We start from the raw sequence: 21167 nt of genomic DNA on the forward strand, positions 1-21167 counted from the left end.
GAGGACCAGCCGTGACCACCGCCGACCCCCGGCCGCTGCGCGCCGACGCGCGCCGCAACCGCGACCGACTGATCGAAGTGGCCGCGCGGGCCTTCGCCCAGGACGGGCCGGACGCGACGCTCGGGGCGATCGCCAAGGAGGCCGGCGTGGGCATCGGCACCCTCTACCGGCACTTCGCCACCCGCGAGGAACTCGTCGAGGCGGTCTACCGCAGCGAACTCGCCAAGCTGTGCGACTCCGCCGCGGAACTGCTGGACGGCAGGGGGCCCGACGCCGCGCTGCGCGCCTGGATGGACGGCTTCGTCCGCTACATGACCACCAAGCGCGGGATGTCCGACGCGCTGCGCGCGCTCATAGCCTCCGGCAGCGACCCCTTCTCGCACAGCCGCGCGATGCTGACCGCCGCGATCACCCAACTCCTGCGGGCCGGGGCCGAGTCGGGCGTGCTGCGCGCCGACGTCGAACCGGAGGACGTGCTGTTCAGCCTCAGCGGCCTGTCCATGGCCGCGACCACCCCCGAGCACCACGCCCGGATGGAACGCCTCCTCGACCTCCTGATGGACGGCCTGCGCTACCACGCCGCCTCCGGGCGGGGCGCCCGCTGAGAACGGCGAAGGGCGCCGGCCGTGCGGCCGGCGCCCTTCGCCGTGACTCCGGTCTGGCCTGATACGGCCTGGCCGGGTCGGTCAGAGGAGCTGGAAGGACCACTCCTGCTTCCAGCCGCCCTCACAGCTCCACACCCCGAGCTGCTTGAAGTCGGAGTCGTGGGTGAGGCAGTCGTCGTCGCCGATCTGGATCCGGTACTTGCCGTTGCCGAGGCTGACGAACTCCCACTTCTGGTTGGAGGTGTTGCCCCACGCCTGCTGCTCGGCGACGTAGGTCTCGGGGTTCTCGGTGAGGTTGTACCCGAGGTCGTTGACGATCCGGTAGCGGTCCCCGCCCAGCGGCTTGATCGTCCAGGTGGACCCCTTGTACCCCAGGATCCCGCCCACGATCGGGGCGCCCCAGGTCGAGGTCTCGGTGGGGGCCGACGCGCCCAGGCCGTTGGAGAGCTTCAGGAACAGCGGCCGCTCGGTCGGGACGGTCGGCTTGGTGTCCGGCTTCGGCTTGGGGTCCGGCTTGGGCTTCGGGTCCGGCTTCGTCGGGTTGGTCGGGTCGGTCGGGGTGATCACGCCGCCGGACGCGGACTCCAGCACCCACGCCTGCTGCCAGCCCGACTTGCACGTCCACACGCCGAGCTGCTTGAAGTCGGCGTCGTGGGCGAGGCAGTCGTCGTCGGAGATCCGGATCTGGTACTTGCCGTTCCCGACTCCGACGAGCTCCCACTTCTGCTGGGAGGAGTTGCTCCACGGCTGGAGTTCGGCCATGTAGTTGCCGTTCTCGGTGAGTTCCAGCCCGTACGAGCTGGTGATCCGGTAGCGACCGCCGCCGACCGGGGTGAGCTTCCACTTGGACTCGTTGCCACCCCGGATCCCGGCGACGACCGACGCGCCGGCGGAGCCGTTGACCGGGACGGCGCCCAGGCCGTTGTCGAGCTTCAGGGTCACGTCGGCGCCGTTGCCGCCGCCGCCTCCGCCGGGCGTGGGCGGGTTGGTGGTCGGCGGGGTGCCGCCCCAGGCCCAGTTCTGGTTGGGCGCGTCCCGCTTGTCCTCGGAGCCGCAGGCCCAGGCCGCCACGGTGCTGCCGTTGGCGGTCTGGCCGTTGAAGTCGTCGATGCAGACGTCCTTGGACCGGTCGTCCATGTCCGCCATGTGCCGGAAACCGCCGCTGGCCGACATGTTCCAGCGCTGACCGGGGATCTCCAGGCAGTCCCAGACCTGGAGCTTGGTCCCGTTCGCGGTCTTGTTGGCCTCCAGGTCGAGGCACTTGCCGTTGGCGGCCTGGAGCTTGTACCCGTTGTAGGTCCACTTCTGGGCGTCGCTGCCGTTGCACTCCCACATCTGCACGGGGGTGCCGTTCGCGTTGCCGTTGCCGTTGACGTCCAGGCAGGCGTGGTAGCCGGGGCTGGAGTCGGGGGTCAGGCTGCCGGTCCTGGTGCCGTAGCCGGACCGCGCGGGGAAGTGGATGGTGCGCACGTCGCCGTCGCACTTGTAGGGCCGCGCGGTGCCCGCCCGGCAGGTCCACGGCTCCTTCTTGACGGTGTCGCCGTCATTGCCGATGAACGCCCAGTTCATGTAACCGCCGTCGCCGCGGTTGCGGATGGTCGAGTCCCCCTGGAAGACCCAGATCCGGAATATGTCGTAGCCGGAGGGCTCCTTCTTCTCCTTGTCCATGAAATGGTTGAGCTTGTAGGTGGTGTCGATCAACACCCCCTTCATGTCGGACTTGTACTCGTTCTTGAACCACTCGGTGTCATACAGGTCGGTGCCCACGGTCTTGAACACCATCACGTTGAACCCGGGAAACTTCGCGCTCAACTTCGATGCGGTGCTCTGGGTGAACTCCGCGTTGTCCAGCTTGTTGAGGTTGGCGGCGTTGCGCATGAGCCTGATCGTGTCGAAGGCGGAGCCGATCAGCGCGGTCATGCAGTTGCCGCCGCCCACCGAGGCCGGGGTTCCGCAGGTCTTGTCCGCGTGGAGGGGTGACTCCGCGGCCTGGGCCTGCACGGTCAGGCCGGCGACCCCGGCGACTGCGGCGATTCCGCAGGCCAGGGCGCGTTTGAGGCGGGACAGGGGTTTCATGTCAGATCCATCTTTCTACTCGGCAAAGATGGATCGTAGGCATCGGAATCCTCCGCCCCGCTACTCCATACGGAATCCATATGGCGAGATCGAGAGTCTTGACGCCTTTTTACACCACCCCGGCCGGCGGGTTTTCGGATGAACCCGAATGCCGGATGATCCGTCAACCGACTTCCGGTGGCGGAGGTGGAGTTCGGGCCATCAGGACATCGGACGCCGCCTGTCGGTGGGCAGAGTCTAGGGTGGGAGCCGCGGCCACGCCGGTGATCACCGGTGGCCGCACCGGGGCTGCTGTAGCCCGTGTCATGACGACGAACGTGGACACCGAAGGTTGGAGGACCCGCGAAGTGTCAGCATCGCCAGAGTTCCGTGGCTTCGACTTGGTGCGGCGTGGTTACGAACGCCAGCAGGTCGACCTCTATCTCAGGGCCCTGTCCGAAGCCGGTTCGCCGCCACCCCCGCCGGCGTTCGAGATCGTGCGGCGGGGCTACGACCGCGAGCAGGTCGACGCGCGCATCGCGGACCTCCTGAGCGGCAGGGGCGCCGAGGGCTAGACCCGAAGTCTCGGCTCCCGAAAGGGGCGAGGTGTCAGTCGGGCTGGATTCTCGGCAGGTCGGTCGAGACCAGTTCGGCAGCGCGCGCGGGGTCGCCGTCCGCGCGGGTGAGCAGCGCCTCGATGTCGTAGCCCGTCGGCTCCGAGGCGGCGTGGATGTCGAGGGAGCGGCCCCAGCCGCGGCGTTCCATCGAGACGGCGGCGTCCAGGTCGGGGCGGAGCCGGTGGAGCGTGCAGACCAGTTCCCAGGCGAAGGCGTCCAGGCGGGCCCGCCGGACCGGGTTGCAGGCGTTCACGGCGTCGGTGGTCCAGTCGTCGCCGGGCTCGTACTCCGGGAGGGGCGGCAGGAGTTCGGGGTCGCCCGTGATCGGCTCCGCGCTGAACGTGAGGGCGTGTGCGCCCTCGGGGCTGCCGATCAGTTCGGCCAGGAGCGGGACGACGCGGGGGTCGTGCCGACTGGCCAGTCCGTGGATCGCTTCCGTGCGGGTCTCGTCGTGCTCGTCGGCCGTCCGCTCCCAGAGCGCGGCCCGGATCGCGGGGCTGTCCGCCGCGGACTGGACGCCGAGGGTGAACGTCGCCCAGTCGCGGACGTGCGGGTCCTGGTCCTGGGTCAGCCTGATGAGGGTGTGGATGTCCGGCCCGTCCGGCAGGCCGGTGAGGACCTCCGCGAACGAGCGGGCCACCCCCTCGCGGACCTCGGCGTCAGGATGCCCGGAGAGGGCGACGAGGACGGGGACGGCGCGCGGGTCGTGCGTCTGCTCGATCGCGCGCGCCAGGGCCCGCAGCACGTGGTCGTCGGTCTCCCGCTGGGCGAGGGCGACCAGTGCGGTGGCCGTCCCGGCGCGGGTTGCCTCGTGGTGATAGCTGGTGTCGCGCAGCAGGTCGCAGCCCGCCGTGCGCTCGATCGGATCGGTCGAACCGATCAGCTCCAGGCCGAGCGGCAGCGCCGCCTCGTCGGCGGCCGCCCGCCACAGCAGCGGTGAGTACTCGTTCCAGCCGTCGTGGTCGTCCGGATCGTCCGAGGCGGTGATGGCGCGCATTGCCGACAGTGCCCGCGTGACCAGTTCCGCCACGGTGTCCGTTTCCATGCGGGCATTCTGGTGCACGAAACCGCGAGTGCGCGCGGGAATTGTCGGCCCGACCGCGCTTCCGGCTCACGGACGCGTCGACGCCGGCGGGCGTGTGCGGGTGTCGCAGGTGCCCTCGGGAAGGATCTTGACGTGGTCATGAGCAGGGGTGATCATAGCGGAGCGCCGCGCAACACCGATGTGCAAGAAGGTCGTTGAAGGCGCTCGGCCTGGGTCGTCAGGGGATTTTCCGGACAGGACCCATCCCTTTCCAAGGGTCGGCGGTGCGGAAGCCGGCCGGCTGCGGAGTCGGCCTTGACGAAAGGGAGTTGGTGGACGTTACGAGGTTGTGGGTCCGTTGGTGCCGATCCGTTCGCTCGGTCGCGGCCTTCGCGGCGAGATGGTTCGGCCATGGCCGGGCTCCGGCCGCCGCCCCTCCGGTGGCACCGATGCTGCTCGCCGCCGCCCGGAACAACTCGTCCTGGTGCGAGGCGATGTGTCGGGCGCACGGGTTCTCCGGAGAGATCTCCGACGTCGCGTGGGTGAATCTGAAGAAGAGTCTCACGTACTACCCGAACCTGGTGATCCTGAGCCCGTCGATGTCCGGCTCGGAGGTTCTCGACGTACTGCGGGAGGCGCCGCTGGGGCCGCTTTTCGTCAAGGACAGTTTCGCCAACGCCGACCTCCTCCCGGGGAACTATCGCATTCTCATCGAGGCGGAGTGGATCCACCGGCCGGCCGCAGCCGCGGCCCCGGCGCAGGTGGCGTCACGGGACGGCGCCGACCAGCGGTGGCGGCGTATCACCGGCACCGATGAGCTGCGGACGTGGGAGCGGGCATGGGCGGGCGGCGACACGTCGGTGAACACGTTCCCCGAAACCCTTCTGCTCGATGACGGCGTGATCTTCCTCGGGGGATTCTCGGGCGACGGCCTGGTGGCGGGAGCCGTGCTCCACCTGAGCCACGGTGTGGCGGGGGTGTCGAACGTCTTCGGACCCTCGGGGGAATCTCCCCGGACATGGGCCGGTCTCATCTCCTGTGCTCACGAAGAGGCATCGGGAATCGACCTGGTCGGGTACGAGCGAGACGCGGAGCTGGCGGCTGCCGAGGCAAACGGATTCTCGCCGCTGGGGCCGGTCCGGATATGGCAGCAGATCGCCGGAAGCCAGTAGGTACCTGCCCGTCCCGCGCGGAGGGGTGCAGAAGAAGCCTGAAGAAGTCCGAAGATCCACGGGGAGATCAGGAATGAAATCAACGACGGAAACAGAACTCGGCGGCGCGCGGAGAACCCTGCGTTTCACCATCCGCTATCTCAGCTATCCGATCCTCATGGCGCTGACACTCGGGGCATCCATCACCCTGGTCGACACCTCGTTCCCGCAGTGGGCCATCGTGCCGATGGTCACCCTGTTCGCCTCGGTGTACGTGGCCGTCCTGGAGCGGGTCCAGCCGTTCTACGAGGGCTGGAACCGCTCGCGCAAGGACGTCGTCTCGGACGCCACCTCCAGTCTGGTGGCCCTTCTGGTGGTCGCCCGGCTGATCGAGCCGCTGTTCCTCTCGGTCCTGTTCGCCGGATCCGTCCTGCTTTCCGAAGAGCTGGACAGCACGTTGTGGCCGACGAGTTGGCCTCCCGTCGCCCAGGCCGCGCTGGCGCTCCTGGTGGGAGAGTTCTTCTACTACTGGATGCATCGCTGGATTCACGGTTCGCGGGTCTTCTGGCGCTTCCACGCGGTGCACCACAGCTCGGAGCGGCTCTACTGGCTCAACTCCGCCCGGTTCCACCCCATCGACTTCTTCCTCGACGACGTGGCGATCGTCTTCCCGCTGGCCCTGACCGGGTGGACGCTGCACAGCCTCTCCGGCCTGATCATCCTCCTCACCTTCTACAACTGCCACGGCGTCACCATGCACTCCAACATGGACGTCCGTCTGGGCCCGCTGAACTACCTGGTGCCCGGACCGGAAGGGCACCGTTGGCACCACTCCAGGGACCTGCGCGAAGCCAACAAGAACTTCGGCGGCAAGGTCGTCCTGTGGGATCTGCTGTTCGGGACCTTCTACCTGCCCGCTGACCGGATGCCGCCCGAGGACATCGGCCTGGCCGACCAGGTCCGGCTGCCGGACTCCTACCTCGGCCTGCTGCTGGCTCCCTTCCGCTGGTCCAAACTTCCGCTGCGCAAGACCGGAGCGGCGTCCGGCGCCGTCCTGGTCGAGGAAAAGGCGGGCAGCGCCTGATCCCGCGGCGGGCGGCGCGTGAGCGGCACTGGGGAGCGCTGGTCGAACTCGCCGGCTTCGGCTGCTTGGCGGCGGGTGGTGGGTTGTTCCCCGGTGGTTGTTCGGCGCAGGAAGTCGGGCCGGCCGACTTCCTGCGCGTGGGGCGTCTCGCGATCCGTCACCTGTTCGGGGCCCCCGCAATGGCCGGTGCAAGAGGCCACTTGGGCCGGGGAAAACGCAACTTCGACAGGCGTCGCGGAGGCGGCTGCCTTCACCCCTGGTCCTCGGCGATCGGTGATCGTCCACGGTCGCACGGGAGTTCCACCGGCTGGGACTTCCGCTCGTCGTGACGGCGATGTCCGGTGACGGTCGAGCCGGGCCACGACAGGTGGAACCCGGCCGGGCAGGTCGGAACTACCGGAGACGTGTCGCCGTCCGGACGAAGTCGGCGACGGCCCTGGACCGGCTGTGCGGTGGCCAGGCGATCACGGTGGTGACCTTCGGCGCGTCCAGCACGGGCACGGCCGCGAGGTCACCGTGCAGTCGGGCTCGGCACGACTCCGGTGAGACCGCGCAAGCCCGGCCGAGCGCGACGAGCTGCAACAGCTGCGCGTGGTCGCGGACCTGGGGGCCGGGGCCGGGTGGGTAGGTGCCGTCGGGGTTGGGCCAGCGTGGCAGGGGCAGGCCCGGCAGCCCCGTGATGTCGGCCATGTGCACGTGGTCCCGGGCGGTGAGCGGATGCCCGGCCGGCAGGACCACCACCTGGCCCTCCGTGCCGAGTTCTTCGGTGTGGAGCCTGGCCGTCGAGTCGAACGGCCGGTGCAGCAGCGCCACGTCGGCCCGGCCTTCGAGCAGAAATCGTGCCTGCTCGGCCGGGCCGCACAGGATGACGTCGACGGGGACCGCGCCGGGTTCGGCGGCGTACGCGTCGAGGAGTTCCGCCAGCAGTTCGCTGGACGCGCTGGCCTTCGTGACCAGGACCAGGCCGGGGCGGCCGGTGGGGGAAGCGGCGGCGCGGCGGGTCCGACGCTCGGCGGCGTCGACCGCCTCCAGGGCCGCCCGGCCCTCGACCAGCAGGACCGAGCCGGCCTCCGTCAGCGTGACGGTACGGCTGGTCCGATCCAGCAGCGCTGCCCCGAGCCGTCGTTCGAGCTGCTGGATCGCCCGCGACAGCGGCGGTTGCGCGATCCCGAGGCGCTGCGCGGCGCGCCCGAAGTGCAGCTCTTCGGCGACGGCGACGAAGTAGCGCAGTTCCCGGGTCTCCATCCGGTCACGGTACTCCGGATCAATACCCGGACGGTATCGGTGTCGACCCGATCGGTCTTGGACCCCGACCGGGGGCCGACGGCAGCATGGCCCCATGAGCGAACGAACGACTGCGCTGGTCACCGGCGCGAACAAGGGAATCGGCTACGAGATCGCCGCGGGCCTGGGCGCGCTCGGCTGGAGCGTCGGCGTCGGCGCCCGCGACGACCAGCGCCGTGAGGCCGCGGTGGAGAGGCTGCGCGCCGCCGGCGTCGACGCGTTCGGCGTACCGCTGGACGTGACCGACGACGCGAGCGCGACCGCCGCCGCCCGGCTGATCGAGGAACGGGCCGGGCGCCTCGACGTGCTCGTCAACAACGCCGCCATCACCGGCGGCATGCCGCAGGAGCCCACCCGGGTCGACCCCGCCACCATCCGGACGGTCGTGGAGACCAACGTGATCGGTGTCATCCGCGTCACCAACGCGATGATGCCGCTCCTGCGCCGCTCCGCCTCACCGCGGATCGTGAACATGTCCAGCAGCGTCGGCTCCCTCACCCGCCAGTCAGGAGCCGCTGCCGAGCAGACGGCGGGTCCGGTGGCCGTGGCGTACGCGCCGTCGAAGACGTTCCTGAACGCCGTCACCCTCCAGTACGCCCGGGAGTTGAGCGGCACGAACATCCTGATCAACGTCGGCTGCCCCGGCTACGTCGCGACCGACCTCAACGGCTTCCGCGGCGTGCGCACCCCCGAACAGGGCGCGGCGATCGCGATCAAGCTCGCGACCCTGCCGGACGACGGCCCGACCGGCCAGTTCTTCGAGGACGCCGGCGTAGTGCCCTGGTGATGCGTACGGCGGCTTCACCCGTCGGGGTGAGGCCGCCTCGCCCGCGCCATCCGGGGCCCCGTTGGTTGTTCGGCGCAGGAAGTCGGGCTGGCCGACTTCCTGCGCTGTGGTGTGTCCAGTGCTGTGACCGGGATGGTCCGACGTGATCGGAAGGCGGCTCGCGGGGCGAGCGCACGTGCAACGGCTGGTATTACTGGGGCATGCAGGAAGAGACGGCACGCTCCGCGATCGACACGTTCATCTCCGCGTTCAACGCCTCGGACGACAGCTATGTGACTGCCCTGCTCTCCCAGGCCCTGACCTCAGACGTGGTCTTCTGGGGGCCGTTGGGTCGCAGCGAAGGAATCGCGGCGGTCGAGCAGTTCGTGCTGGACATCCGGCGCCACCCGGCGGGGGCCGGCACGATGGCGCGCTGCTCGGCGGTGGACATGCCTGGCGAGTGGGCCCGGTACCAGTGGGTCTTCACCACGCCGGATGGAGGCCCCCGCCTGGCGGGAACGGACGTCGTCCATCTGCGGCGGAGCCTCATCGACCAGGTCATCGTCTTCGCGGGGGAGATCGAGCCGTCCGCCTCCTGAGCCGTCCGCCTCCTGAGCCGTCCTTCTGCCGCTGTCCTTCTCGTGAACCTGTCCCTTTCGGCACTCCGGGGCTGCGGTTCGCGGTCGGTCAGGCTGCGGCGTCGAGGGGGCGCCGGTCCCAGCGGCGAACCTACGCTGTCACAGCCCTAGGCGTGGTGGTCGAACTCGCCGGCTTTGGCGGCCTGGAGGAAGGCGGCGAAGTGGGCGGGGGTGGTGGGGAGGGTGAGGTGGCCCTGGTCGGACTCGCGGAGTTCGACCAGGCCGTCGGCGGTGCGGATCTCCATGCACTCGTTGGAAGCCCCGCTGTAGCTGGACTTCTGCCAGTTGGTGTCGGTCATCTGGGATCCCGTTGGTTGTTCGGCGCAGGAAGTCGGGTTGGCCGACTTCCTGCGCTGCGGTGTGTCTAGGCGTGGTGGTCGAACTCGCCGGATTTGGCGGCCTGGAGGAAGGCGGCGAAGTGGGCGGGGGTGGTGGGGATGATGACATGGCCCTCGTCCGACTCGCGGAGTTCGACTGCCCCGTTGGCCGTGCGCACCTCGACGCAGTTCTCGACGTTGCCGCTGAAGGAAGACTTCTGCCACTCGGTGTCGGTCATGTCGGGCCTTTCATAGGTTTCGTGCGACCTTGCGAATCAAGTCGCGAGATTCGACCTCACTCAGCGCCGCTGCTTCGGTGCGGTCGAAGATGTGCCGGTAGCTGGTCAGCTCGCTGACGGCATCGAGGTACTCGGGGCCTTGGGAAGACTCCCGCTCGACGGTGTCGAGTTCAGGGATCGCGCCGAATGCATAGGTGAGGTTCTCGGCGGCACCTGGGAAGGTCTCGACGTCGAACGGAACGACTCGAATGGTCATCCAGGGAAGCTCGGAGTCTTCGAGCAAGGTGGCGAGTTGATCCTTGAGGACCTGGGTGCCGCCGAACCTCGTCCACAGTACCGATTCGTAGATGAAGGCAGTCAGCGGCTTCGGATTGCGACGCAGGTCGGCCTTGCGCTGCATTCTGAACGCGATGCGGGCCTCCAGTTCATGCCGGGGGATCGGAGGGATCACCCGCCCGAAGACTGCCGAGGCGTAGCTGATGGTCTGGCTGGGACCCGGCATGTGGGTGAGGACCCAGATCATGAGCTCGTGGGAGGTCTTCTCCAGCTCCGCGTTTTCGAGGAACCCGTCGGGGAGGGTTCCTCGATACTCCTCCCACCAACCTTTGGAGCGGTCCTGGAGCATGGACTCCAGGGCTTCGATCAGGGGCAGATTCATGCACTTGCAGGCGGCGGCGAAGGAACGGAGCCGCTCTGGACTTACGCCGACCTTGGCCGACTCCATCTGGCTGACCTGAGTCCTGTCGATGCCAAGCGCTCTGCTCAGCTTCGTGGTCGACAGTCCGGCGGCCTCGCGCATCTTCCGAAGCTCGGTGCCGATGCGGCGTTGGCGGAGCGTCGGGTTGAGTCGTGGCGGCATTGGTTCCTTCCTCGCCGATGTGTCCCAAGTCTGCCGCGCTGCTGGGCGCGGGGTCCACTTGAGGATGAACCTATCCGGATTTGGGATCACACGTGATGTCGCTGCTGTATGTTCGGCGTCATGGCGATCCGACGGATCGTCAATAAAGCCCTCTTGATGGGCTTTCGGCGGCATGCCCGCCGGTTCTTCCCTCACCATCACGCCTCGGGAGAACTCCCATGCGTCACCTCAACACGCCCTCCCTCGCCATCGCCCGCCAGTCCCTCCGGGACGCGATGGGTCGTTGCGGGTACTCGCCCTCGGCCACTGCGGACGCCGAACTCGCGCTCGTCGAAATGCTCGTGAACGCCTGGCGGCACGGCGGCACCCCCGCGCCGCTCGTCCTCATCCTCGCTGTCGGCCCCACGCTCCGGGTGTCCGTCAGCGACGAGAGCCCGGACCTCCCCAAGAAGCAGGAGCCGGCGCCCCTCGCCCAGTCCGGTCGGGGCCTCCAACTCATCGAAGGCCTCACCCACCGCTGGGGCGTGGACCCCCAGGAACGCGGCAAAATGGTGTGGTTCGAGCTGGACGCCGCCTGATGTCCTTCCCCCTCCCGCGCCGTCGCCCCATGCTGCCGACCGACCCCCGGATCCGGCACTACACCGACGACCACATCCACACGCTCCTCGCCGAAGTCCAGGAGCGTGGCCGGAGGTTCGGCCTGATCTGGCCCTCGGCCACCACCGACAAGACCATCGACGGCCGCATCCTCGTCCGCTTCAACGCCGCCCCCGCCTCCACTCTCCTCAACCTCCTCTCCCTCCTCCTCGCCGCCGAACGAGGCGACGACTCGTGCGTTTCCTGATCGCCACCGCCTTCGCCGTCCTCCTCGCCCTGGCGATCGCCACCGTCGTCCTGGGCGTCATCACCGCCCTCCGCGCGACCCCGCCCGACGAGGACACCTAACCCCCACCCCCACCCCCGCCCCCAGCCCCCGCCGCCCAGCCGTCGGGGGCTGAGGGACGATTGGGCACGTGGCACAGCGGAGATACGAGTACGCCCCGGCAGGCACCCTGCCCGGGCTGTTGCAGCGCGGCCGGGGCCTGGGCGCGCAGATGGCGGCGGAGGACCCGGCGGCAGCCGCCGACCTGGTCTACGGGTGCATCCGCTGGGACTGGCGCTGGGACCGGCAGGTGGACGACCGGCACCTCTACCTGGCGCGGCTCGTCCGGGACCTGGAACTGCCGGTCGGACCGATCGTCGAACTGCTGACCGGGGACGAGGACACCTGCCTGCGGGCCACCGGAGTCCTGGAGCTGCTGGCGCTCGGCGGCTCCGCCGAGGCCCGGGACGCACTCCGCACCCACGTCCGCGAGGGCGAGCACCGGGTGGCCGTCCTGGAGTCGGTGGCCGTGGTCTGGCCGCCCCAGTGGTGGGAGGACCTGGCGGCCGGGCAGGACGTCCGTGACGGGCAGGACGTACGCCGGCGGCGTGGCCCCCGCGGCCCCCGCGGGCCCCGCGGCTCGACGGACCCGGCCCCCGAGCGGGACAGCGCGAGCCCGCCTGCCCTGCTGCCGGAGCACGGCGGCGGCGCGAGTGATCCGTCCATGGCGACGGGCGAGCTGGAGCGGCAGTGGGCGGCCCAGGAGTGGTGCGGCCCGATGCACACCGCCCGGGGCCTGGCCCAGTTCGGCCCCGAAGCGGCCGGGGCCGCGTCGCTGCTGCGCCGCTTCTGGCTGTGGACGCCGCACTCCTCCGAGCGCCCCGCCTACCTGGAGGCACTGGCCGCCGTCGCCCCCGCCGGGCTGGCCGAGGTGTACACCGAGTGCCTCTGGGACTGCGAGGCCGACGCCCGCCTCCTGGCCGTCGCGCACGCCCCCGACCGCCCCCACGTCCGGGAACGCCTCGCCCACCTGCGGGACGACCCGATGGAGGTACCGGAGGTCCGCGAGGCCGCCGGGGCGCGACTCGCCGGGCTGAGCTCGGGAGGCTCCGAGCGGGAGGGAGCCGCCTCCGAAGGGGAGCTAGAGTAGACGCGTGAACGCGTGAGTGATGGTCCGGACCCCGTGAGGTGGTTCGGGCCACATCTGTTTCCAGGCACCCCCTGTGACCTGCGCGTTCGCCGGCCCACCAGACCCGCACTCGCCTCCGGAGGCCCCGCCTTGAGCGATCAGCCGTTCGCGCATCTGCACGTCCACACCGAGTACTCGATGCTGGACGGTGCCGCCCGGCTGAAGCAGATGTTCAAGGAGGTCGAGCGGCTGGGCCAGACCCACGTCGCGATGACCGACCACGGGAACATGTACGGCGCCGCCGAGTTCCACAAGCAGGCGACCGCCGCCGGGATCACCCCGGTGATCGGCATCGAGGCGTACGTCGCGCCGGAGTCCCGCTCCAACACCAAGCGCATCCTGTGGGGCCAGCCGCACCAGAAGCGGGACGACGTCTCCGCCTCCGGCGCCTACACCCACAAGACCATCTGGGCCCGCAACAAGGAGGGCCTGCACAACCTCTTCAAGCTGACCTCGCGCTCCTACGCCGAGGGCTGGCTGGTGAAGTGGCCCCGGATGGACAAGGAGCTGATCTCCGACCTGTCCGGCGGCCTGATGGCCACCACCGGCTGCCCGTCCGGCGAGGTGCAGACCCGGCTGCGCCTGGGCCAGTTCGACGAGGCGGTGAAGTCGGCCGCCGACTACCAGGACATCTTCGGCAAGGAGAACTACTTCCTGGAGCTGATGGACCACGGCCTCGACATCGAGAAGCGGGTCCGCGACGGGCTGCTGGAGATCAGCAAGAAGCTGAACATCCCCCCGGTCGTCACCAACGACTCGCACTACACCACCGAGGCCGACGCGGGGGCGCACGACCTGCTGCTCTGCGTGCAGACCGGCAAGAACCTCTCCGACCCGGACCGCTTCCGCTTCGACGGCACCGGCTACTACATCAAGTCGGCCGCCGAGATGTACGCCCTGGACTCCTCGGACGCCTGGCAGGAGGGCTGCCGCAACAGCCAGCTCCTCGTCGCCTCCCGGGTCGACACCGAGGGCATGTTCAAGTTCCGCAACCTCATGCCGCGCTTCCCGATCCCGGAGGGCTTCGAGTCCGAGGCGGACTTCTTCAAGTCCCAGGTGTGGAAGGGCATGGACTGGCGCTTCCCGGGCGGGTACGACGAGGAGCACAAGAAGCTCGCCGAGTACGAGATGGACACCATCATCCAGATGGGGTTCCCGGCGTACTTCCTCGTGGTCGCCGACTTCATCATGTGGGCCAAGCAGCAGGGCATCGCGGTGGGCCCCGGCCGTGGTTCGGCGGCCGGCTCGCTGGTCGCGTACGCGATGGGCATCACCGACCTCGACCCCATCCCGCACGGCCTGATCTTCGAGCGCTTCCTCAACCCCGAGCGCATCTCCATGCCCGATGTCGACATCGACTTCGACGAGCGCCGGCGCGGTGACGTGATCCGGTACGTGACCGAGAAGTGGGGATCCGACAAGGTCGCCATGATCGTCACGTACGGCACCATCAAGGCGAAGGCCGCCATCAAGGACTCCTCGCGCGTCCTCGGCTACCCGTACGCGATGGGCGACCGGATCACCAAGGCGATGCCGCCGGACGTGATGGGCAAGGGCATCCCGCTGTCCGGCATCACGGACAGCAGCCACCCGCGCTACAGCGAGGCCGGCGAGATCCGGGGGCTGTACGAGACCGACCCGGACGTGAAGAAGGTCATCGACACCGCGCGCGGCATCGAGGGCCTGATCCGCCAGCCCGGCGTGCACGCGGCCGGCGTCATCATGTCCGCCGAGCCGCTGACCGACCACATCCCGGTCTGGACCCGGCACACCGACGGCGTCACCATCACGCAGTTCGACTACCCCACCTGCGAGGGCCTCGGCCTTCTCAAGATGGACTTCCTCGGCCTGCGCAACCTGACGATCATGGACGACGCCGTCAAGGCGATCGAGAAGAACAAGGGCATCAAGATCAACCTGCTTGATCTGCCCCTGGACGACAAGCCGACCTACGAACTGCTGGCGCGCGGCGACACGCTCGGCGTCTTCCAGCTCGACGGCGGCCCCATGCGCTCGCTGCTGCGGCTGATGAAGCCCGACAACTTCGAGGACATCTCCGCCGTCCTCGCGCTGTACCGACCGGGCCCGATGGGCGTCAACTCGCACACCAACTACGCGCTGCGCAAGAACGGCCAGCAGGAGATCACCCCGATCCACCCGGAGCTGGAGAAGCCCCTGGAGGAGATCCTCAAGCCGACGTACGGCCTGATCGTCTACCAGGAGCAGGTGCAGAAGGCCGCCCAGATCCTCGCCGGCTACTCGCTCGGCCAGGCCGACCTGCTGCGCCGGGCCATGGGCAAGAAGAAGAAGGAGATCCTGGAGGCCGAGTTCGTGCCCTTCCAGAAGGGCTGCCGGGACCACGGCTACTCGGACGCGGCGATCCAGGCGGTGTGGGACGTCCTGGTCCCCTTCTCCGGCTACGCGTTCAACAAGGCGCACACCGCCGGGTACGGGCTGGTCTCGTACTGGACGGCCTACCTCAAGGCGAACTACCCGGCCGAGTACATGTCCGGCCTGCTGACGTCCGTCAAGGACGACAAGGACAAGTCGGCGATCTACCTCAACGAGTGCCGCAAGATGGGCATCCAGGTGCTGCCGCCGGACGTCAACGAGTCGGACTCGGACTTCACCCCGCACGGTGACACGCTCGTCCGGTTCGGCCTCACCGCGATCCGCAACGTCGGCGGCCCCGTCGTCGAGTCGATGATCCGCACCCGCAAGTCGAAGGGGAAGTTCAGCTCCTTCCCGGACTTCCTCGACAAGGTGGAGTCGGTGGTCTGCAACAAGCGGACCGTCGAATCGCTGATCAAGGCGGGCTCCTTCGACTCGCTCGGGCACACCCGCAAGGGCCTCAGCGCGCAGTTCGAGCCGATGATCGACAACGTCGTCGGGGTCAAGCGCAAGGAGGCCGAGGGCCAGTTCGACCTGTTCGGCGGGGACGCCGTCTCCGACGAGCCCAGCTTCGGCCTCGACGTCGTCTTCTCCGAGGAGGAGTGGGAGAAGTCCTTCCTGCTCACCCAGGAGCGCGAGATGCTCGGCCTGTACGTCTCCTCGCACCCGCTGCACGGCATCGAGCACGTGCTCGCCGACAAGGCGGACTGCGCGGTGGCCGACCTCGCCGAACGGCCCGACGGCACCATCGTCACCATCGGCGGCATCATCTCGGGCCTCCAGCGCAAGATGACCAAGCAGGGCAACGCCTGGGCGATCGCGACCGTCGAGGACCTCGCGGGCTCGATCGACTGCATGTTCTTCCCCGCCAGCTACCAGCTGGTCTCGGCCCAACTCGTCGAGGACGCCGTGGTGTTCGTGCGCGGCAAGCTGGACAAGCGGGAGGACGTGCCGCGACTGATGGGGATGGAGCTGTCCGTCCCGGACCTGTCGAACGCGCACGCCGAGGCGCCGATCGTCATCAACATCCCGAGCGTGAAGATCACCCCGCCGCTGATCGCCCGGCTCGGCGAGGTGCTGGGCAGCCACCGGGGCACCACGGAGGTCCGGGTGCGGCTGGAGGGCCGGAACAAGACGACCGTGCTGCGGCTGGACCGGCACCGGGTGAAGTCGGACCCGGCGCTGTTCGGGGACCTCAAGCAACTGCTCGGGCCGAGCTGCCTGGCGGGCTGAGCCGGTGACCGATCCCCCCGGGGGTGCGCCCCCGGGGGATCAGCCGTGCCCGCCCAGGCCCGGGGGGACGGCCGTGTGCAGGGCGGAGACGAAGGCCGAGATGGCCGGGTGCGAGCCGGCGCCCGCGCGGAAGGCGGCCCGGGTGCGGCGGTACATCGGCAGCCGGGTGAGGACCACGCCGGGCGGGGGCTGCGCGGCGCCCAGCTGCGGGACCAGGGCCACGCCCTGGCCGGCCGCCACCAGGGCCAGGACGGTCGCGAAGTCGTCGATCTGGTGCCGGATCCGGGGTGCGAACCCGGCGGACTCGCAGGCCCGGACGGCCATGCTGTGGCAGAGCGTGCCCGGCGGGGCCATGATCCACGGCGCGCCGCGCTGCTCGGCGACGGTGCCCGGGGCGCGGGCCGCCAGGTACATCGGCTCGGTGAACACCGGACGGGTCACCGCCAGGCCCGGCTCCGGATCGGCCGGGACCAGGTCGTACTCGTGGACCAGCGCGACGTCCAGCTCGCCCGCGCGCAGTGCCGCCGCGACGCCCGCCGGATCCACCTCGGTCACCATCGGCTCCAGGCCCGGATGCCAGGCGGCCAGCTCGCCCAGCACCGCCGGGATGATCGCGCGGGCCGCCGACGGATAGGTGCCGATCCGCAGCGGGCCGGCCAAGCCTCGCCGGGCGTGGGCGAGTTCGGCGCCCGCCTGCTCCAGCAGGGCGAGCACCGCCTCGGCGTGCCGGACGAGGTTGCGCCCGGCCGGAGTGAGCGCGACCCGCCGCCCGGTGCGCTCCAGCAGCGGGACGCCCGCCTCCTTCTCCAGGACGGACAGCTGCTGGGACACCGCCGAAGGGCTGAAGGAGAGCGCTTCGGCGACGGCGGCGATGGTGCCGAGGTGGGCGAGTTCGCGCAGCAGGCGCAGGCGTCGGACGTCGAGCATCGGCTCAGCTTACGAGAAGCATCACGAATGTGAACTGGACCTGGGTGATCGGCGGGCCGCAGGATCGTGGCCATGGAACTCACCGGCATCCACGTCCCCCTGATCACGCCCTTCGCCGCGGACGGCACGGTCGCGCTGGACGCCCTCGCCGTGCTCGCCGCCGAACTGCTGGAGGCCGGCGCGGCCGGGCTGGTCGCCCTCGGGACCACCGGCGAGCCCGCCGCGCTGAGCGAGGACGAGCGCTGGGCCGTGGTCGAGACCGCCGCGGCCGCCTGCGCCGCCCGCGGGGCCCTCCTGACCGTCGGCGCGCACGGCGGCGACACCCGCTCCACCGCCGAGTCGCTGGCCGCGCTCGGCAAGCGGGTGCCGCAGGCCGCGGCCGCGCTGGTCACCGTCCCGGCGTTCCTGCGGCCGGGCGAGGCCGGGACGGTCGCGCACTTCCGGGCGCTCGCCGGGAGCAGCCCGCTGCCGCTGGTCGTCTACCACATCCCGTACCGCACCGGGCAGCAGCTGTCCGCCGCCGCGCTGCTCGAACTCGCCGCGCTGGACGGCGTGGCGGGCGTCAAGTACGCGACCGGGGGAGTGGACCAGACGGCGGTGGAACTGCTCGCCGCCGCCCCCGCCGACTTCGCGGTGCTGACCGGGGAGGACGCCTTCCTGTCGCCGCTGCTGGCGCTCGGCGCGGCCGGCGGCATCCTCGCCTCCGCCCATCTGGCCACCGCCCGGTTCGTCGAGCTGACACGGGCCTGGCAGGCCGGGGACGCCGCCCGGGCCCGGGCGCTCGGGCACCGGCTCACCGGGCTGGCGCTGGCCGCCTTCGCCGCGCCGAACCCGACGGTGATCAAGGGCGTGCTGCACGCCCAGGGCCGGATCCCCACCCCGGACGTCCGGCTGCCGCTGCTGCCGGCCGGGGAGGCGGAGGTCGAGGCCGCGCTGAAGCTGGTGAGTGGTCTGGACCACTAGCGCTCTCTCACACCGTGGAACACCAGGCCGCCGCACCCGCGTGACAAGGCATGATGGGCAGAGTGCGGCTGTAGACAGCACCATCCAGAGGAGTAGTCGGAATGAAGATCGGCATTGTCGGGGCCACCGGCCAGGTCGGCGGAGTGGTCCGCGAGATCCTGGCGGAGCGCGCTGGTCGTGAAGGCGGACTGGGCCCGGTCGAGCAGCTGCGGCTGTTCGCCTCGGCCCGCTCGGCCGGACGCACCCTGCCGTGGCAGGGCACCGAGGTCACCGTCGAGGACGCGGCCACGGCCGACTACACGGGCCTGGACATCGTGATCTTCTCGGCCGGCGGCTCCACCTCCAAGGCCCTCGCCCCCAAGGCCGCCGCGGCCGGCGCCGTCGTCATCGACAACTCCTCCGCCTGGCGCCGCGACCCCGACGTCCCGCTGGTCGTCTCCGAGGTCAACCCCGGCGCCATCGCCGACCGGCCCAAGGGCATCATCGCCAACCCGAACTGCACCACCATGGCCGCCATGCCCGTGCTGCGCCCGCTGCACGAGGAGGCCGGCCTCGCCGCGCTCGTCGTCTCCACCTACCAGGCCGTCTCCGGCAGCGGCGTGGCCGGCGTGGCCGAACTCCAGGACCAGGCCGCCAAGGTCGTCGACGGCGCCGCCGCGCTCGCCCACGACGGCTCCGCCGTCGAGTTCCCCGAGCCCAAGGTCTACCAGCGCCCGATCGCCTTCAACGTGGTGCCGCTGGCCGGCTCCATCGTCGAGGACGGCTCCAACGAGACCGACGAGGAGCAGAAGCTCCGCCACGAGAGCCGCAAGATCCTCGGCATCCCGGACCTCAAGGTCGCCGGCACCTGCGTGCGCGTCCCGGTCTTCTCCGGCCACTCGCTCCAGATCAACGCCCGCTTCGAGCGCCCGATCAGCCCCGAGCGCGCCGCCGAACTGCTCGCCGCCGCCCCCGGCGTCGAGCTGTCCGACATCCCCACCCCGCTCCAGGCCGCCGGCCGGGACCCGAGCTACGTCGGCCGCATCCGGGCCGACGAGACCGTCGAGCACGGACTGTCGCTGTTCGTGTCCAACGACAACCTGCGCAAGGGCGCCGCGCTCAACGCCGTCCAGCTGGCCGAGCTGGTCGCCGCCGAGCTCAAGGGCTGACACCCGGCCCCGCCGGGCCGCGGGCGCTCGCACCCCGCGGCGAGCGCCCGCTCGCACTCCCCGGCGTGACCAAGGGCGGGCCCCGTCGTTGAACGGGGCCCGCCTTTGCGTTCCGTTGGGCTTGCCGTTGCGGTACCGCGACATCCGTCGAGGTTCGGCGCGCGAACCAGGGGGAAAAGGTGACCCAACGATCGGGCGGCCACGGGGGCCCCTCACCCCACCACGCCCGGACGACGGGCGGATCCGCGCCCACCCGGCCCGACCCCCACACGAGGGCGAGTGGAAAGAGGTGCGCGATGGACCGCTGTGTCGTCCTGGTGGATGCCGGATACCTGCTGGGCGCCGCCGCCAGCCTGCTCGCCGGTGACCCGTCCCGTTCCAGAGTCACCGTCGACCACACCGCGCTGATCACCGCGCTGCGCGAACGCGCCGAGGCCGAGACCGGACTGCCGCTGCTGCGCATCTACTGGTTCGACGCCGCCCCCGACCGGCGCCCGATGCCCGAACACCGTCGGCTGCGCGTCCTGCCCCGCGTCACCGTGCGGCTCGGCGCCCTCACCCGCGCCGAAGGGCGCTGGGTGCAGAAGGGCGTCGACGCCGCCATGCACGCCGAACTCTCCGAACTCGCCCGCAACCGGGCCTGCGCCGACGTCGTCCTGATCACCGGCGACGGCGACCTGCTGCCCGGCATGATGACCGCCAAGGAACACGGCGTGGCCGTCCACCTGTGGGCGCTCCAGGCCGCCGACGGCGACTTCAACCAGTCCGAGGACCTGGTCGGCGAGGCCGACGAGCGAAGAGTGCTCGACCGCGAGTGGATCGAGGGCTCCTTCAGCCTCCGGGAGAACGCCAGCGTCTTCCCCGCGCCCGGCGCCCGCCAGGAGATCGCCAAGATCCTCGCCGCCCCGCCCGTCGGCCCGCCCGTGGCGGCACCCGCCGCGGCGCCGGTCGTGGCGCCCCCGGTCGTCCAGCCGGCCGCCGTCGCCCCGGCCGCCGTGCCCGCTGCCGTCGGGGCCTCCGCCGTCGGGGCCGTCCCGGGCGCCGCCCCAGGGGCCGTTCCAGGGGCGGTTCCAGCGGCGGGGCGGCCCCAGCCGGCCGCCGCGCTCAAGGTCGTCCCCACCCCCAAGGACCTCGCCGGGCGCACCCCCGCCGTCGCCTCGGCCGTCAACGGGCACGGCGGCACCGGACTCGCGAACGGCCACGGCGGCACCGGGCTCGTCAACGGGCACGGCGCCAACGGGCACGGCACCAACGGACAGGGCACCAACGGACAGGGCACCAACGGACAGGGCGCCAACGGGCTCCTGAACGGGCAGGCGAACGGGCACGGCACCAACGGACAGGCCGTCGGCTCGACGGGCGCCGCCGGACAGGCCGGCCCCGTCCTGCGCTGGTCCTCCGACCGCGGCTGGGTCGACCGCCCCGCCCCCGAACCCGCCGTCACCGCCGGCGACAGCCTCCCCACCCTCGCCCACCTCACCACCGCCGAACAGCGCTGGGCCGACCGCGAGGAGGACATCACCTCCATCGGCGGCGACGCCCACGAAGTCGGCCAGGTCTTCGCCCGCCGCTGGAGCGAACGGCTGGGCGACGTCGAACGGCTCACCGTGCTCTGGCCCGACTACCCCCGCATCCCGCACCGGGTCGACGGCGAACTCCTCCGCTACGCCGCCCGCTTCGGACTGCTCGCGCACAAGGACGACCAGATCGACGAACACGACCGCTACGCCATCCGGGCCGGATTCTGGAAGGAACTGGCGGTGCGGGTGCCCGGCGGATCGATGGTGGTCGTGGACGACTGACGGGCGCACGGCC

Annotated in this window: 20 protein-coding genes; 13 read left to right on the plus strand and 7 right to left on the minus strand. The window is 70.5% G+C overall.

The window, feature by feature from the left end; all coding sequences use genetic code 11:
* Nucleotides 1–11: 11 nt before the first annotated feature.
* Complete coding sequence (locus AB0O19_RS09635; RefSeq protein ID WP_363618898.1) at nucleotides 12–605, plus strand: TetR family transcriptional regulator; 594 nt, start codon at nucleotides 12–14, stop codon at nucleotides 603–605.
* An 81-nt stretch (nucleotides 606–686) separates the two neighbouring features.
* Here the strand turns inward: AB0O19_RS09635 and AB0O19_RS09640 are convergent, their stop codons facing one another.
* A complete protein-coding gene (locus AB0O19_RS09640) occupies nucleotides 687–2681 on the minus strand; it encodes a ricin-type beta-trefoil lectin domain protein (protein ID WP_363618899.1) in 1995 nt (664 codons plus the stop codon).
* Between the two features lie 305 nt (nucleotides 2682–2986).
* On the opposite strand from AB0O19_RS09640, the gene AB0O19_RS09645 reads away from it, so the two are divergent.
* The gene (locus AB0O19_RS09645; protein ID WP_363618900.1) at nucleotides 2987–3235 is read left to right on the plus strand and encodes a hypothetical protein; all 249 of its coding nucleotides are present in this window, start codon (nucleotides 2987–2989) and stop codon (nucleotides 3233–3235) included.
* A gap of 34 nt (nucleotides 3236–3269) precedes the next feature.
* Here AB0O19_RS09645 and AB0O19_RS09650 read toward each other — a convergent pair whose 3' ends face one another.
* On the minus strand, nucleotides 3270–4322 hold the full coding sequence (locus AB0O19_RS09650) for a HEAT repeat domain-containing protein (RefSeq protein WP_363618901.1): 1053 nt from the start codon (nucleotides 4320–4322) through the stop codon (nucleotides 3270–3272).
* 428 nt (nucleotides 4323–4750) lie between these two features.
* On the opposite strand from AB0O19_RS09650, the gene AB0O19_RS09655 reads away from it, so the two are divergent.
* Together AB0O19_RS09655 and AB0O19_RS09660 are read left to right on the plus strand one after the other, a co-directional pair.
* Nucleotides 4751–5473, plus strand: coding sequence for a hypothetical protein (locus tag AB0O19_RS09655; protein ID WP_363618902.1), 723 nt, complete (start codon nucleotides 4751–4753; stop codon nucleotides 5471–5473).
* Between the two features lie 157 nt (nucleotides 5474–5630).
* Entirely contained in the window at nucleotides 5631–6536 is a 906-nt protein-coding gene (locus tag AB0O19_RS09660; RefSeq protein ID WP_363618903.1) for a sterol desaturase family protein, read from the plus strand.
* A 393-nt stretch (nucleotides 6537–6929) separates the two neighbouring features.
* Here the strand turns inward: AB0O19_RS09660 and AB0O19_RS09665 are convergent, their stop codons facing one another.
* Nucleotides 6930–7781, minus strand: coding sequence for a LysR family transcriptional regulator (locus AB0O19_RS09665; RefSeq protein WP_363618904.1), 852 nt, complete (start codon nucleotides 7779–7781; stop codon nucleotides 6930–6932).
* A 94-nt stretch (nucleotides 7782–7875) separates the two neighbouring features.
* Between AB0O19_RS09665 and AB0O19_RS09670 the strand changes: the two genes are divergently transcribed.
* Both AB0O19_RS09670 and AB0O19_RS09675 read left to right on the plus strand, forming a co-directional pair.
* Nucleotides 7876–8607 (plus strand): SDR family NAD(P)-dependent oxidoreductase, encoded by a 732-nt coding sequence (locus AB0O19_RS09670; protein WP_363618905.1) that lies wholly within the window; start codon nucleotides 7876–7878, stop codon nucleotides 8605–8607.
* Nucleotides 8608–8807: 200 nt separating this feature from the next.
* Nucleotides 8808–9185 (plus strand): nuclear transport factor 2 family protein, encoded by a 378-nt coding sequence (locus AB0O19_RS09675; protein WP_363582862.1) that lies wholly within the window; start codon nucleotides 8808–8810, stop codon nucleotides 9183–9185.
* Between the two features lie 146 nt (nucleotides 9186–9331).
* Here the strand turns inward: AB0O19_RS09675 and AB0O19_RS09680 are convergent, their stop codons facing one another.
* The 3 genes from AB0O19_RS09680 to AB0O19_RS09690 form a co-directional block, all read right to left on the minus strand.
* A complete protein-coding gene (locus AB0O19_RS09680; RefSeq protein WP_363618906.1) occupies nucleotides 9332–9523 on the minus strand; it encodes a DUF397 domain-containing protein in 192 nt (63 codons plus the stop codon).
* Nucleotides 9524–9588: 65 nt separating this feature from the next.
* Complete coding sequence (locus AB0O19_RS09685; protein ID WP_363618907.1) at nucleotides 9589–9780, minus strand: DUF397 domain-containing protein; 192 nt, start codon at nucleotides 9778–9780, stop codon at nucleotides 9589–9591.
* A gap of 10 nt (nucleotides 9781–9790) precedes the next feature.
* Nucleotides 9791–10639 carry a helix-turn-helix transcriptional regulator gene (locus AB0O19_RS09690; protein ID WP_363618908.1) on the minus strand — a complete coding sequence of 283 codons (849 nt, stop codon included), beginning with the start codon at nucleotides 10637–10639 and terminating at the stop codon, nucleotides 9791–9793.
* Between the two features lie 218 nt (nucleotides 10640–10857).
* On the opposite strand from AB0O19_RS09690, the gene AB0O19_RS09695 reads away from it, so the two are divergent.
* The 4 genes from AB0O19_RS09695 to dnaE all read left to right on the plus strand — a co-directional run bounded on the left by AB0O19_RS09695 (nucleotide 10858) and on the right by dnaE (nucleotide 16314).
* Nucleotides 10858–11217, plus strand: coding sequence for an ATP-binding protein (locus AB0O19_RS09695; RefSeq protein ID WP_363582853.1), 360 nt, complete (start codon nucleotides 10858–10860; stop codon nucleotides 11215–11217).
* Complete coding sequence (locus AB0O19_RS09700; protein WP_159398403.1) at nucleotides 11217–11483, plus strand: hypothetical protein; 267 nt, start codon at nucleotides 11217–11219, stop codon at nucleotides 11481–11483. The genes AB0O19_RS09695 and AB0O19_RS09700 overlap by 1 nt, the downstream gene beginning before the upstream one ends.
* Nucleotides 11484–11652: 169 nt before the next feature.
* Complete coding sequence (locus AB0O19_RS09705) at nucleotides 11653–12651, plus strand: hypothetical protein (protein WP_363618909.1); 999 nt, start codon at nucleotides 11653–11655, stop codon at nucleotides 12649–12651.
* A 129-nt stretch (nucleotides 12652–12780) separates the two neighbouring features.
* Nucleotides 12781–16314 (plus strand): DNA polymerase III subunit alpha, encoded by a 3534-nt coding sequence (gene dnaE, locus AB0O19_RS09710; protein ID WP_363618910.1) that lies wholly within the window; start codon nucleotides 12781–12783, stop codon nucleotides 16312–16314.
* A 39-nt stretch (nucleotides 16315–16353) separates the two neighbouring features.
* On the opposite strand, the gene AB0O19_RS09715 is transcribed toward dnaE, so the two are convergent.
* On the minus strand, nucleotides 16354–17241 hold the full coding sequence (locus AB0O19_RS09715; RefSeq protein WP_350885762.1) for a LysR family transcriptional regulator: 888 nt from the start codon (nucleotides 17239–17241) through the stop codon (nucleotides 16354–16356).
* A 72-nt stretch (nucleotides 17242–17313) separates the two neighbouring features.
* On the opposite strand from AB0O19_RS09715, the gene AB0O19_RS09720 reads away from it, so the two are divergent.
* From AB0O19_RS09720 to AB0O19_RS09730, 3 genes are all read left to right on the plus strand, one after another.
* Nucleotides 17314–18204 (plus strand): dihydrodipicolinate synthase family protein, encoded by an 891-nt coding sequence (locus AB0O19_RS09720; protein WP_363582847.1) that lies wholly within the window; start codon nucleotides 17314–17316, stop codon nucleotides 18202–18204.
* A 101-nt stretch (nucleotides 18205–18305) separates the two neighbouring features.
* On the plus strand, nucleotides 18306–19352 hold the full coding sequence (locus tag AB0O19_RS09725; RefSeq protein ID WP_363582845.1) for an aspartate-semialdehyde dehydrogenase: 1047 nt from the start codon (nucleotides 18306–18308) through the stop codon (nucleotides 19350–19352).
* Nucleotides 19353–19648: 296 nt separating this feature from the next.
* Nucleotides 19649–21154, plus strand: coding sequence for an NYN domain-containing protein (locus AB0O19_RS09730; RefSeq protein ID WP_363618912.1), 1506 nt, complete (start codon nucleotides 19649–19651; stop codon nucleotides 21152–21154).
* Nucleotides 21155–21167 lie beyond the last annotated feature (13 nt).

It is taken from the genome of Kitasatospora sp. NPDC091276 (assembly GCF_040684355.1).
In the GTDB taxonomy this organism is placed as follows: Bacteria; Actinomycetota; Actinomycetes; order Streptomycetales; family Streptomycetaceae; genus Kitasatospora.

What these genes read in the sequence shown, in the direction of transcription:
- AB0O19_RS09640 (WP_363618899.1), bottom strand. Translation starts at nt 2,681, where the DNA reads ATGAAACCCCTGTCCCGCCTCAAACGCGCCCTGGCCTGCGGAATCGCC.
- AB0O19_RS09645 (WP_363618900.1), top strand. Translation starts at nt 2,987, where the DNA reads ATGACGACGAACGTGGACACCGAAGGTTGGAGGACCCGCGAAGTGTCA.
- AB0O19_RS09650 (WP_363618901.1), bottom strand. Translation starts at nt 4,322, where the DNA reads ATGGAAACGGACACCGTGGCGGAACTGGTCACGCGGGCACTGTCGGCA.
- AB0O19_RS09655 (WP_363618902.1), top strand. Translation starts at nt 4,751, where the DNA reads ATGCTGCTCGCCGCCGCCCGGAACAACTCGTCCTGGTGCGAGGCGATG.
- AB0O19_RS09660 (WP_363618903.1), top strand. Translation starts at nt 5,631, where the DNA reads ATGGCGCTGACACTCGGGGCATCCATCACCCTGGTCGACACCTCGTTC.
- AB0O19_RS09665 (WP_363618904.1), bottom strand. Translation starts at nt 7,781, where the DNA reads ATGGAGACCCGGGAACTGCGCTACTTCGTCGCCGTCGCCGAAGAGCTG.
- AB0O19_RS09670 (WP_363618905.1), top strand. Translation starts at nt 7,876, where the DNA reads ATGAGCGAACGAACGACTGCGCTGGTCACCGGCGCGAACAAGGGAATC.
- AB0O19_RS09675 (WP_363582862.1), top strand. Translation starts at nt 8,808, where the DNA reads ATGCAGGAAGAGACGGCACGCTCCGCGATCGACACGTTCATCTCCGCG.
- AB0O19_RS09680 (WP_363618906.1), bottom strand. Translation starts at nt 9,523, where the DNA reads ATGACCGACACCAACTGGCAGAAGTCCAGCTACAGCGGGGCTTCCAAC.
- AB0O19_RS09685 (WP_363618907.1), bottom strand. Translation starts at nt 9,780, where the DNA reads ATGACCGACACCGAGTGGCAGAAGTCTTCCTTCAGCGGCAACGTCGAG.
- AB0O19_RS09690 (WP_363618908.1), bottom strand. Translation starts at nt 10,639, where the DNA reads ATGCCGCCACGACTCAACCCGACGCTCCGCCAACGCCGCATCGGCACC.
- AB0O19_RS09695 (WP_363582853.1), top strand. Translation starts at nt 10,858, where the DNA reads ATGCGTCACCTCAACACGCCCTCCCTCGCCATCGCCCGCCAGTCCCTC.
- AB0O19_RS09700 (WP_159398403.1), top strand. Translation starts at nt 11,217, where the DNA reads ATGTCCTTCCCCCTCCCGCGCCGTCGCCCCATGCTGCCGACCGACCCC.
- AB0O19_RS09715 (WP_350885762.1), bottom strand. Translation starts at nt 17,241, where the DNA reads ATGCTCGACGTCCGACGCCTGCGCCTGCTGCGCGAACTCGCCCACCTC.
- AB0O19_RS09720 (WP_363582847.1), top strand. Translation starts at nt 17,314, where the DNA reads ATGGAACTCACCGGCATCCACGTCCCCCTGATCACGCCCTTCGCCGCG.
- AB0O19_RS09725 (WP_363582845.1), top strand. Translation starts at nt 18,306, where the DNA reads ATGAAGATCGGCATTGTCGGGGCCACCGGCCAGGTCGGCGGAGTGGTC.
- AB0O19_RS09730 (WP_363618912.1), top strand. Translation starts at nt 19,649, where the DNA reads ATGGACCGCTGTGTCGTCCTGGTGGATGCCGGATACCTGCTGGGCGCC.